General features: G+C 31.3%; 13 protein-coding genes and 3 pseudogenes. 4 read left to right on the plus strand and 12 right to left on the minus strand.

Features of this window, described 5'->3' with window-relative positions; all coding sequences use genetic code 11:
* Window positions 1–21: 21 nt before the first annotated feature.
* From ACQKP0_RS21005 to ACQKP0_RS21015, 3 genes and pseudogenes are all read right to left on the minus strand, one after another.
* Complete coding sequence (locus ACQKP0_RS21005) at window positions 22–618, minus strand: GNAT family N-acetyltransferase (protein WP_427407845.1); 597 nt, start codon at window positions 616–618, stop codon at window positions 22–24.
* A gap of 186 nt (window positions 619–804) precedes the next feature.
* Entirely contained in the window at window positions 805–1,146 is a 342-nt protein-coding gene (locus tag ACQKP0_RS21010; RefSeq protein ID WP_427407795.1) for a hypothetical protein, read from the minus strand.
* 97 nt (window positions 1,147–1,243) lie between these two features.
* Window positions 1,244–1,610, minus strand: a pseudogene (locus ACQKP0_RS21015) (IS1595 family transposase); the annotation flags it as partial.
* Between the two features lie 147 nt (window positions 1,611–1,757).
* On the opposite strand from ACQKP0_RS21015, the gene ACQKP0_RS21020 reads away from it, so the two are divergent.
* Window positions 1,758–2,045, plus strand: a complete 288-nt coding sequence (locus ACQKP0_RS21020) for a hypothetical protein (protein WP_427407796.1) — start codon at window positions 1,758–1,760, stop codon at window positions 2,043–2,045.
* 297 nt (window positions 2,046–2,342) lie between these two features.
* On the opposite strand, the gene ACQKP0_RS21025 is transcribed toward ACQKP0_RS21020, so the two are convergent.
* Together ACQKP0_RS21025 and ACQKP0_RS21030 are read right to left on the minus strand one after the other, a co-directional pair.
* Window positions 2,343–2,972 (minus strand): class I SAM-dependent methyltransferase, encoded by a 630-nt coding sequence (locus ACQKP0_RS21025; RefSeq protein WP_427407797.1) that lies wholly within the window; start codon window positions 2,970–2,972, stop codon window positions 2,343–2,345.
* Between the two features lie 3 nt (window positions 2,973–2,975).
* Window positions 2,976–3,125, minus strand: a pseudogene (locus tag ACQKP0_RS21030) (IS1595 family transposase); the annotation flags it as partial.
* A 294-nt stretch (window positions 3,126–3,419) separates the two neighbouring features.
* Between ACQKP0_RS21030 and ACQKP0_RS21035 the strand changes: the two are divergent.
* Window positions 3,420–4,337 (plus strand): class I SAM-dependent methyltransferase, encoded by a 918-nt coding sequence (locus tag ACQKP0_RS21035; protein WP_427407798.1) that lies wholly within the window; start codon window positions 3,420–3,422, stop codon window positions 4,335–4,337.
* A 235-nt stretch (window positions 4,338–4,572) separates the two neighbouring features.
* On the opposite strand, the gene ACQKP0_RS21040 is transcribed toward ACQKP0_RS21035, so the two are convergent.
* On the minus strand, window positions 4,573–5,334 hold the full coding sequence (locus tag ACQKP0_RS21040) for an SDR family NAD(P)-dependent oxidoreductase (RefSeq protein WP_427407799.1): 762 nt from the start codon (window positions 5,332–5,334) through the stop codon (window positions 4,573–4,575).
* Window positions 5,335–5,471: 137 nt separating this feature from the next.
* Between ACQKP0_RS21040 and ACQKP0_RS21045 the strand changes: the two are divergent.
* Window positions 5,472–5,873, plus strand: a pseudogene (locus tag ACQKP0_RS21045) (hypothetical protein); the annotation flags it as partial.
* A 1-nt stretch (window position 5,874) separates the two neighbouring features.
* Complete coding sequence (locus ACQKP0_RS21050) at window positions 5,875–6,498, plus strand: NDxxF motif lipoprotein (protein WP_427407800.1); 624 nt, start codon at window positions 5,875–5,877, stop codon at window positions 6,496–6,498.
* Window positions 6,499–7,022: 524 nt separating this feature from the next.
* On the opposite strand, the gene ACQKP0_RS21055 is transcribed toward ACQKP0_RS21050, so the two are convergent.
* The 6 genes from ACQKP0_RS21055 to ACQKP0_RS21080 form a co-directional block, all read right to left on the minus strand.
* Window positions 7,023–7,799 carry a DUF5694 domain-containing protein gene (locus tag ACQKP0_RS21055; protein WP_427407801.1) on the minus strand — a complete coding sequence of 259 codons (777 nt, stop codon included), beginning with the start codon at window positions 7,797–7,799 and terminating at the stop codon, window positions 7,023–7,025.
* Window positions 7,800–8,368: 569 nt separating this feature from the next.
* Window positions 8,369–8,617, minus strand: a complete 249-nt coding sequence (locus ACQKP0_RS21060) for an NUDIX hydrolase (protein ID WP_427407802.1) — start codon at window positions 8,615–8,617, stop codon at window positions 8,369–8,371.
* 13 nt (window positions 8,618–8,630) lie between these two features.
* Window positions 8,631–8,726 carry an NUDIX hydrolase gene (locus ACQKP0_RS21065; RefSeq protein WP_427407803.1) on the minus strand — a complete coding sequence of 32 codons (96 nt, stop codon included), beginning with the start codon at window positions 8,724–8,726 and terminating at the stop codon, window positions 8,631–8,633.
* Window positions 8,726–8,857 (minus strand): hypothetical protein, encoded by a 132-nt coding sequence (locus tag ACQKP0_RS21070; RefSeq protein WP_427407804.1) that lies wholly within the window; start codon window positions 8,855–8,857, stop codon window positions 8,726–8,728. Before ACQKP0_RS21070 ends, ACQKP0_RS21065 begins: the two co-directional genes overlap by 1 nt.
* A 136-nt stretch (window positions 8,858–8,993) precedes the next feature.
* Entirely contained in the window at window positions 8,994–9,869 is an 876-nt protein-coding gene (locus ACQKP0_RS21075; protein ID WP_427407805.1) for a phosphotransferase family protein, read from the minus strand.
* A gap of 595 nt (window positions 9,870–10,464) precedes the next feature.
* Complete coding sequence (locus ACQKP0_RS21080; protein ID WP_427407806.1) at window positions 10,465–11,115, minus strand: DUF3267 domain-containing protein; 651 nt, start codon at window positions 11,113–11,115, stop codon at window positions 10,465–10,467.
* Window positions 11,116–11,187 lie beyond the last annotated feature (72 nt).

Raw genomic sequence — 11,187 nt, forward strand, 5'->3', positions numbered from 1 at the left:
AAAGTTTAACGTTCACTATATTTATCTACTAAAAACGATAGACATATCATTTATACTTCTCCGCCAAATCATATGATGAGACCCCTCACTCCAATAATTCTGTAGGAAATAATCAGGCTCTCCAAATTTCTTCTTCCAGATCTTCTGAGCATTGGAATAACCGCTATCCAAACAAAATTCTTTAATTTCTCTATTCAACAAAGTTAAGAACATCACATTTAACAGTAACCTTCCAATACCACGCCCTTGATAATCCGGATGAACAAATACAGTCCCTATTTCATGCAAGTCTTTCATTGCTCCTTCGGTTAATTTGTCAATTAATTCACTTGCGGGACCATATTCAATAGTACCGATAATTTTATTACCCATCTTATCAAAAGCAATTAAAAAATATCTCTCTTTCCCATAACTCTCGAAATCATATTTCAAGTATTTCTTCTTGCTTTCAATCTCATTTTCAATATCATCAGCCAACTCCGATAATCTTTCATTAGCAAACGTATCTTTAATAACTATATCGAAAAATTGATGTAGTTCTTCAATGTCCTCTACTCGAGGTCTTCTTATCTCAACGTTAGACACAAATTTCACTCCTTTAAAAAAATAAGAATACATCTTATGATTCATCATTCATGTAAAATTGTCCTGCTTAGCTACACAGTCTTTCCTAAAATATCGGATTTCCTTTATTATTTTGGCTCTGTTAAATTTTAATGTTGATAACTGAATAGAATTAAAGGAAACCAACTTTAAAAGGTTTCCTAATTTTATTGATGCTTCATTTTGTAACAGGGAAAGATATTATTTGCTCGTAAAGCCTTTCCCCACAACTGTTTCTTTATCCAAATCAACAAAAACCGTAAGTTTTCCCGATGAATCAGTTTCAGTATTATTAAATGTAACAGAATAAACTTGGTCTTTGTCATAGTCCTTATCAATAAAGGATTTAATTTCATCCTTAACTGTTATTTTCTCTATGATTGAATCTTTCGGACTTACAGGAATTAATTCTTTTTCTTTATCTGTAAGACTATTGAATGCTATCATTTCAATCGACAATTTATCTTTAGATGGAATTAAATCACAACCCATCAAAGTTACAAATAAAAAAATCAATATTGGAATAAATACTAACTTTTTCAAAGTTATCTGCCTCCTTTCCATATTTGACGAATATACTTGATAGTTAGTTTCTTTATTGCAAATAGCATTTTCTGCTTACTTTAGTTTAGCAGTTACAGCTACTGTGGCTATCAACAAACAAGAACCAAGTACGGTAATTATCCAGATATATCGTAGATACACCTTGAAAGCGTTCTATCCATTGTTCAAACGAGAATGGAGACCATTGACATTATGAATGTGATATAAGTCCTTAATAACGTGTTTGCCATCGTTTGATTAATTCTGTAATGTTCTAATCCTTTTTTTACATGAGTTTTATAGGCTCTCCAAGCATCGGTGACAAGAACATTTTCAGAAGTTAATTTTGAGCCAATTAACTTATCTACTTTGGTTTTCACAACACGCCCCATACAGGCTACTTTAGAAACTGTTGATTTTGTTCAGTCTCTTGCTACAAGGACACATACCTGTTCGTGGCTGAAAAATTTTTCACCCCTACCAAGTAATTTTTTCGTTTTTGGTACTCCCTTTACATCAAGCTAACTATATGTTTGCAATCTAGATTCTAAACACTAATTCAATGATGGTCTCATAAAAGTTTTACGCAAAACTAATATCGGGTGGTCACTATGGACATTTCAAAAATAAAAATTATTATGTTTGATACATTAGGTACAGTTTTGGATTGGCACGGTTCCATTGTGGAAGCTGGAATATGTTTGGGTAGAAAATATGGTTTTTCTCTAGATTGGGGCTCTTTTGCGAATGCCTGGAGAGTAGAAGTATTCATCAAAACAGTCAATGAGGTAGCCCAAAGGCATAGACCATGGGAAAAGATTGATGTCATAAACAAACGAAAGTTAATGGAGCTTATAGAACGATATAGAATAGCATTTATCGCTGTAAAATTTAAGTAGTTCATTATGGAGTGCGATTATACGTTTTTACTCCAAAACTGAACTACTTATCTTCTGTTTTTTTATTGCCCAACATGTATCCTCAATATAAACGATAGGTTAAATTTCAGAATTTTTTTATTAGGCAATGTTTTAAAATGGTGTTGAAAATTAAGCGATTTTTAAGGGAAGCCCTTTGACTTCCCTTCATTCGCCTTTTATTAATAATGCATAAGCACTGAAGGACTTAGTGAATAGATTACATATAAACCATATCAATTAACAATTAATTATTTTTGAATTTTTACTCAATTATAATTATTGTTCTTTTTGACATTTTACCATTATAAATTTAAATGGAGGTTTATTTTCCATATTCTTATGAGGCTCAACAATTTCCGAAAGTTCTATCAGCCCATATTTTCCAAAATCTTGTTTTATCGAGTCAGAATCATAAAAAAACATTTTTACCCCTTCCATTATCTCGAAATAGTCTTTACCCAGTTGTTTGCCCTTTCCAAACATTGGGGCTTCTTTTGAAATAGTAGTAAAAATCATATATCCGTTTGGCTTTAGCTGATTATAGCAATCTTTAATAAATTTATCTCTCTCACGCTTATTCAATAAGTGAATAAGCGCATAACAAAATATACCATCATAAAGTTTGTTATCAAAAGGCATATCGGATACTGAACCATGAAACATACTAAAATTAAGCCCATTTTGCCTTGCCAATTCAATCGCAGTTTTTGAAATCTCAATTCCTGTTACATTTATTCCGTTGTCAATAAAAACCTTTGCATTTCTACCATATCCAATACCAGGAATCAATATATCCTTAACTTTCTTTTCAAGGAAAAAGTCCTTTGTCAAGATTGCGGAGTCTGAAGGTTCAAATCCCCACATCATTTGATTTTCTATAAAACTTGATTCCCAAAATTCTGTCATACCTCAATCTCCTTTAACAAATATTAGCTCTCTTTCTTTATAATCTGCTGTCTTTGTATAAGCATAGGCTACATTACATTGAACCATAAAGTTCTTTACCTTTATTGCTTCTTTATTATTTTCAAATAGTTCAAGCCATTTGAACCAGTACATATTTTCTTTATTCGTGTCTTATTAATCTTGCCTAATAATAATAATTTATAAAAACGCTGTTTGTCCAAAAAAAGGCTTCAAATGTGGAACATTCATTGCAATTTGTCATCATACTGCTCATTTATGGTCTACAGTTGTCTATTATTGTAAGAAATCATTTAAGTTTTCAATTAAAACTTGACAAAAAAATTTATTTATGCTATAATTTACTTTTATAAATTTAATGTATATAATAGGATTCTCCTGGCCAGGGGAATCCTATTTTTTTGTTTTAAAATGAAGGAGTGTATTTGCATGAAAAAGGATGAGTCTAGTTTAACTTCATTAATATCAGCATTTGGCAGAGCTTACCATAGTCAATTCGATACACCTAAAATCTTTAATGACTATTTAGCCAAAGATTTAATTAAGCAAAATGAATTTAATGACATCAAAGAGAATATGGTTCAAGGCATACATTTCTTCAACAAAGATATAGCGCAAAAATTTAAAGAAAATACAGATGAGATATTAAAATGGATTGTGCAAATTCAACTATCACCAACACCCTTGGCACGTGCTGCGTATTGCGAAAAAGTATTACTTAATGAAGTGATGCTAGGATTAAAACAATATGTAATACTCGGAGCAGGGTTAGATACTTTTTGTTTCCGATATCCAGAAATGGAAAATAGCTTAGAAATATTTGAAATTGATCACCCTGCTACACAGGAATTTAAAAAGAAAAGGTTGGATGAAGCTCAATTTAATATCCCAAGTAATCTTCATTTTGTTCCTATGGACTTCACCAAGAAGTTTTCCTATCAAACTCTATTAGATGAAGGGTTTAATTGTAACAAAAAAACTTTCTTTAGTCTTTTAGGTGTTTCTTATTATTTGACTAAAGAGGAAATTTCAAGCTTAATAGATCATTTATTTGCCTTAGTCCCTTCTGGAAGTTCAATAGTATTTGATTATGCAGACGAAAAACTATTTGAAGAAAAAGGAATCTCTAATAGAGTTGAAAATATGGTGAAAATGGCTTCAGCAAGCGGAGAATCAATGAAATCGTGTTTTACTTATGATGAAATAGAGAATTTGTTAGAAAAAGCAGGTTTACTCATTTATGAACATTTGCAGCCAGATAAAATTAATGAACAATATTTCGACAATCGAAAAGATTATCTATTAGCCTTTGAAACCATTCATTACCTTCACGCTGTAAAAAAATAAAACACATAAAAGTAAACACTACTTTAAAAGAGTTTACATGCAAAATGACCGAACATTCTCTTACTAGAATTGTTCGGTTATTTTTATGAAAATATAGAAGCATTTTATTATTCAAAATGAAAACAAAAGAAATTCCTAGATGAAAGCAGTACACCCAATAATGATTCAATATGATTGTTTTAATGAGGGGTTTTTTAAATTTTTTATTGCAACCTTAAACGTTTTTGCTTCAAAATTAAAAATTCATCCTTGATTGTCCTCCATCTACATTTATACTAGCTCCTACAATCCACGATGCTTTATCAGAAGCAAGAAAAGCAGTGACATTCCCTATTTCTTCAGGAGTTCCAAAACGACCTGCTGGAATTTCATTTTTAACAAATTCTTTAATACCTTCAGGGTTTTCCTCAAGGCGTTTTTTCCAATTTCCTGTTTCATGAAGAATACTTCCAGGTGCAACACTGTTAACGCGAATTCCGAATGAAATCACTTCGTCAGCTAAAGATTTAGTAAAGCTAATTAATGCAGATTTTGCATTATTATAAGTTACTTTTCCCCCACTCTCTCTTCCAAATACTGAGGTTATATTAATAATCGATCCACTGCGATGTTTTTTCATATGTTCAACTGCCAATTTACTTATATGAACTGCTGAAAAATAATTCAACTCTAGTGCCTCATAAAATAAATCCATTTCCGTTTCCATGGCTTTATCTCCATTACTACCACCAGCATTATTGATGAGGACATCTATTCTTCCCATTTTTTTCACAAAAGATTGGATTAGCTTTTCACGCTCATCAGCATTTAATATATCTGCTTGAAAAATAGAAACATTACCACCAAGTTCCTCTTTCGCTTTTTCTAACGACTCCATGTTTCGAGCAACAATTGAAACATTGGCTCTCTCTGATACAAAAACTTTTGCAATGGCTTTTCCAATACCTTTCGATCCACCTGTAATCAATATGTTTTTTCCTTGTAATTGTAAATCCATGTACAACTCTCCTCTGTATAAAAGTTCTTTTTCATAACTTCGTTGTGTTTCTTTTTGAAATATTTACTAGACTTGGTAATTATGATAACATATAAGAGTTGAGCTGGATGAAAGGAGCATGTAGTTTAATGACTAAGTCATACACTATAAATAACGCAAATAATAAACGAAACCTCAAAAATATCACATCATCAATATTTTCTGTTATGAGCTTAAGTTTTTTGAACTTTATATTTATCATTATTTCCTTCTTCTTGCTACTCTTGCTATTACCAATTTTCTTAGCGTTGATAATTGCCACTCCATTGCTATTAGTATCACCTATTTTATTAATAGTAGTAGGATTTATCAAAGGATTTCATCAAATCCATTTTTCAGATGTTAATAATGTAATTGTAGCTTTTTTCATAGGTTTAGTACTTGCTGGAGTATCTTACTATGTAATAAAACATTTATATTCACTTTTAGTAAAGTATTTAAAATGGGATTTAGCCATTTTCCAAAGTTTAATTAATTTAATTAAGCAAAAAGGAGATTAAAATGAAAAAACAAACTATATATCTATTAATGTCGCTTACTATTGTATTTATGTGTGCTTGTTCACACGATACACAATCTAATGAAGCAAACGATGCACGATATGATAAATTAAAAGATGTAAAATCTATTAAAGACGTTACTATTGTAATTCCAAAAAATATATTCAACTCTCAAAAAAAGAATACAAATATTTATGAAGATGAAATGAAACAAAGTATAAAAAATTATTTAGATTATAGTTGGGAGTTAACTGAAAACATCGTTCCACTTTCTTCAACAATTTCTGATGAGAATGTTACTGAATCCGATCAAGAAAAATTACAAAAACTAATAGATTTAACGAAAAAAAATGATGCGAATTTCCATGATTTTATTAGAAATAATAATATACCTGAGGATTATAAAAATCCTTCAAAGGTAATCTATGAATATATTTCATCGTCTACGGCAGTTTTATTACAACTAGATCAGGAAATTGAGGAAATATTCGAAAAAGCTAGCTTGAAAGATATATCAAATTTCGCTTCAAAACATTTTACTAAAGCTAATGGAAGAAAGCAAAAAGAAATCGAAAAGTTTTTGAACGAAAAAAATATTAAAACTACATATTTCAATCAACAATAATATATATATAAAGAAATTGAAGAATATATCATATATCCCCTTCAAGTAGTCACTAAAAAGTGTCTATCTTGAAGGGGATTTTTTATGGAAGGACTATAAAAGTATATATTTAATCTATCTTAAAATAAAAGCATTGCTAATGTTTTGAAAACAGTTTGATCAAAATATAAATCAATTAGAGGGTGGGAAGAAATAACTGAAATGATAATTTTCTGCGTTATTTCTGCACTTACTACACTACTATAATAATCAAAAAATCATATTGCTTATTTAACTAAACTGCTAGTAAAATAACAAAATGACTTTTCACTTTATTGAAGTAAAGTGCCTGTTAGCAGAATAAGAAAATTAAATTTTTCTATTTATATCTATTAGTATCAATTCAACTGCATTCAACACATTGTTTGCAACATAATCAATTTTTAATTTATCAGAAGTTTTTTGATGCAAATCCGCCAATGATTTTAAACCTCTTCCAGTTTTAACTAATATACTTTTTATAAATCAAACGCATCTTGGTATATTCAAAGACCAACAGGGAGAGTATTTCCTAGATATTTTTCAACTGGTTCTAATGAAAATATCCCACTTTCTTTCATAAACTGGGTTAACAAGTGCATGTGTCCAGCACCGTAAATTACTAATATTCTATCTTCTGTTGAAGATATCCGTGAAATATTCGTATAGATAATCATATTTCTACGGTACCAATAATTACAGAGCCAATCTACTCCTATGTTGTTTTTACCATCTCCGACTCGTGCAATGTTCATATAATATTTCTCAAGGTCCCTTTGCATACCATTGTGATTGTTACATTCTAGCAAAAGTTCTCTTATAGTGTTTACTGACTGTGCCTTTTGAAAACCATCAATGTTCTCCTCTCCAACAGAATTGAAATGTTTATACATTTCAGGTAAGTGTAGTTTTGCATAATCATACACATCTCCTAGTGATATTCCACCAGTCCATTCGTTCCAATCAACAGGATAAATCCTTTCGTGACCAAGTTCGGCAGCAGTACGAAAGCCCAGTTGATGAATTTCATTGGCAGTGAGTGTAAAATCACCCGACAAATATGAATGATAATCTTTATTTAAAGCCTCATTTGAATCAACTAGTGCTTCAATAGCAACCTTAGTCGGATTGAATAATTTTAGCCTCTCAACAACCTCTTTGAGTTCTTGTTGTCTTTTTGGTGCTAATACATCATCGGCTTTTGCATTATGTATATCTAGTCCAGGATTACTCATATGGTAAGTACCCAGCAATAAAGCAACACGTTTATCATTACTTTTCATCTTGAAAAACAACCTCCTATTATAAAATAATCCCTAATCAAATCGCTGAATACAAAATAATTCCTTCTTTACTGGCTTTTTCATTGTATAATCCCTTATTTCTTAACATCCCCCATAGTGTTTCCTTGTTCTACTAAACCGCCCCTTCGTACCAGTTAGTTATCATTCGTTTAATTTATTTTTTATTATCTCTAAAACCTTTCTCTTCGAGGTATTTACCAATTATTGATCTACAGTATGATTTTCCATCGTATTCACCGTATGTAAAGATAGCAAAAATGCCAGTTTTCTATCTTTGTAGAAGCATTATTATTTACAGTAAGTATTTATAGTTTTCAACGTAAACAACGATAGGACTTAATTTGGAGGGGTGGATATGATAGGCTTGCATGTCTGATGAAACAACGGCTTCAGCCTTTCAAGACCAATCATGCCCACAGAGGATCCAAGTCAAGTCCTTAAACGCTTTTCTATGGTTACATGTAAACAATGATAAAGGGTGCACCATATCAATGTTTTAAAACGGATACTATATATAAGGGCGAGTTTGTTCAACAACAAGAAACAATCTACTTCGATATACCTGTTTGGTGTTTGATTATGAACTCGGGGTTCGTTACATATTCCATGTAATTTACCGTTCCGTTAAACTCCAAATAGGCCTGATAACGAGTGCGAATAGCTGGATGTGTAATGAAATCAAGAACTCTATCTTTCGCCACCCAGCGGCTATCGGTTGTTTCTTCAGAAACAGTTAACTCCCCACCAATAGGTTTACATACGAAATCAAACATAACTTGTGTAGGTACATTAGTCACGCCATCATACCATTTAAAAAATCCCTGTATTCGAATAGACACCAATTAAATAGCTAACCGTGGCGTCAATTCCGCTTTCCTCTTTGATTTCACGAACCAATGCATCCATCAGATTTTCTCCAATTTCCACTTGTCCACCAGGGTAAACCCAACCACCGTCACAGTTTTTACTAAAAGGATATTTCCTTGTCTATCTTCCACAAATCCACCTGCGGCTACGATATGCGTTGGAAATGGCATATTACAACCTCCTTATGCTGTTACGCTTGTATATTTATTCCACTGACTTCTTGCACTTTCCTGCTTTTTTAGTAGAACAACAGAAAAAGTTTTTGCTCCTTAATGAAGTAAAGCACCCTCTAGTGGTATTAGCAATCTATCTATAATCATTAATTCCACTTTCAAAAGCCTGTCTATCGTCATTCTCAATTCCGTGCAATGCTTCTTGCAAAGCAAATGTACTTTTATAAAAGTTTACTCGTTCTGATATTTCATCACCGTTAGGATACAGGTTAATACACATATCAAAAAAATCTTTTCCATAGCTGGAGAGTATTCCAGCAAAATCATATGCTGGGTCTCCTAAACCAGAACCACCAAAATCTATAATCCCTGAAATCCTACATGTTTCTGGATTCCACAAGATGTTAGATGCTCCAAAATCCCCGTGTATAAGTGTTATATCTAAATTTGAGAACGCGTCCCCTTTTAGAAAAGTTTCAAAGGATTGTGATATCTCTTTTTTAGCGTCTTCTCTGATATAAGGAAATAATTTATTTTGAATCTTGTCATACAGGTTATACATTTCTTCACGAGGATTACGAACTTTTAGTTTCAAATCTCGACTTGCTTTTTCTCCTGAAATAGAATGGAGTTCTACAAGAAAAGAAACAAGTTGTGTTGCCAACCCTTTAACCAATTCAACACTCTTTATACCTATTAAACTTTCCTTCCACAAAGGAACACCATCTATTAGATAATAGCCAGTGAAGACCTTACCTGGTTCTAACTCTTCAAAAGACTGATAAATTGGATTCGGAATAGGAGTAGAGACGATACCTTTAATGTATTTCAAAATTTCCGTTTCTCTTCTTAATTGAATTATTCCATTTTTATATTTCGGAAATCTAAAAACCAAAGAATTGTTTACAATTAACACGTCATTATTCTGTCCAATTTCATTAGGATAAAATTCTTCAATGGATAGGTCCGAATAAACCAATTGAATGGTTTCAATAAAGTTATTATTCATTTAGTAATACTCCCCTTTTGGTCTCTTTCTATTGTTTTTTTCCAAAACTCTTGTTGGATTAACCAGCTTCGTTAGTAAAAAAGAGATTTTTCTTATTGAACAACCGCCCCGTTACTTTAAGTACATTAGCTCACACTGTAATTTATAAGATGAAAAACATTATTACGTTAATGAATATGATCGTTATAATTAAACCTATTATAAACTTCTTAACAGTAAATTTCGTACTTCCGTTTTGTACGCCTCTAAAAACTAAAATTGATATTAGTAACAAGAGCAATATAATTGTCATTGGCACTATTTCACCTCTATTCCTCCATAAAATTAGGTCCATATTAGCTGAAGAAGAAGAGAGTTCTTCAAAATTTTGCAATCCCTCTTACATCGGTTAAAATAGCGTTCCTAATTTCCATCAAATCCACCTTTAATCTAAGTTAGTTATATATTCTATTTAATTTTCAAATAGTCCTCCCTCTTATTGAACTTGTCATTTTAGTTTAAAAATAAATCCAAATCATGAAATTTATATCACATAGAAAGATCCCCTTTCACTATGAGAGGGACATATATTTATTCATTTAAAGCTACCCTTTTGTTAAATAAGATGACTTTCGTTATCTTTACACTTTTCGTTCATTTGTGTGTTTTTCCAATAAGTGTTTGGTCCATTACTTTTTAAAGTTGCATTTTTCGGAACCTGTTTAATTATAAGAAGAAGATTAAGTATATCAACTGACGATCCCATTGCGTTTAGTATTATCAAGAACTTTAATGTCGTTGTTAAGAGTCCAAATACACTTAATATTAGTGGGGAAAGTATTGAAATAAACATAAAAGGAACAATTGTAATGAGGATATATCTTGATTTTGAAATCTCTTCTTCCGTTATCACATAACCCCCGAACAGAGTTAGTCCTACATATGTTTTTTCTGATTTAATAAAATTTGGAATAAAAATCAAATGAAGTAATTCGTGAAGTATTAATAGTGAGACTAGCCAAAAAATACTACCTAAGTTAATTGTTATTGATATTGCATCAGGTGTCACTCCAAATTCACTCAAAGAAATACCGGAAAAGATATTTATTATCTCAATAGAGATTATTGTAGTGACAATCATTAAAGGGATAGAAAACAAAATAGCACTGATTAAATTCTTAGGTTCTTTCATTTGAATCCATCCATTTTTAATTAAATCCAAATGTAAATTGGGATTACTTTTTGGCAATTTATTTAGTATTTTCATTAACACTCCCCCATTCATACCTTATTTCAACAAAATTGTGTAACTATCCTGCGCCTTTTGCGCCTTTTAATG

It is taken from the genome of Heyndrickxia sp. NPDC080065, from assembly GCF_050281185.1.
Classification (GTDB): domain Bacteria; phylum Bacillota; class Bacilli; order Bacillales; family Bacillaceae_C; genus Heyndrickxia.

Excerpts from the sequence above, each read along its gene's own strand:
- ACQKP0_RS21005 (WP_427407845.1), bottom strand. The coding sequence starts at position 618 with ATGTATTCTTATTTTTTTAAAGGAGTGAAATTTGTGTCTAACGTTGAG.
- ACQKP0_RS21020 (WP_427407796.1), top strand. The coding sequence starts at position 1,758 with ATGGACATTTCAAAAATAAAAATTATTATGTTTGATACATTAGGTACA.
- ACQKP0_RS21025 (WP_427407797.1), bottom strand. The coding sequence starts at position 2,972 with ATGACAGAATTTTGGGAATCAAGTTTTATAGAAAATCAAATGATGTGG.
- ACQKP0_RS21035 (WP_427407798.1), top strand. The coding sequence starts at position 3,420 with ATGAAAAAGGATGAGTCTAGTTTAACTTCATTAATATCAGCATTTGGC.
- ACQKP0_RS21040 (WP_427407799.1), bottom strand. The coding sequence starts at position 5,334 with ATGGATTTACAATTACAAGGAAAAAACATATTGATTACAGGTGGATCG.
- ACQKP0_RS21050 (WP_427407800.1), top strand. The coding sequence starts at position 5,875 with ATGAAAAAACAAACTATATATCTATTAATGTCGCTTACTATTGTATTT.
- ACQKP0_RS21055 (WP_427407801.1), bottom strand. The coding sequence starts at position 7,799 with ATGAAAAGTAATGATAAACGTGTTGCTTTATTGCTGGGTACTTACCAT.
- ACQKP0_RS21065 (WP_427407803.1), bottom strand. The coding sequence starts at position 8,726 with ATGGATGCATTGGTTCGTGAAATCAAAGAGGAAAGCGGAATTGACGCC.
- ACQKP0_RS21070 (WP_427407804.1), bottom strand. The coding sequence starts at position 8,857 with ATGCCATTTCCAACGCATATCGTAGCCGCAGGTGGATTTGTGGAAGAT.
- ACQKP0_RS21075 (WP_427407805.1), bottom strand. The coding sequence starts at position 9,869 with ATGAATAATAACTTTATTGAAACCATTCAATTGGTTTATTCGGACCTA.
- ACQKP0_RS21080 (WP_427407806.1), bottom strand. The coding sequence starts at position 11,115 with ATGAAAATACTAAATAAATTGCCAAAAAGTAATCCCAATTTACATTTG.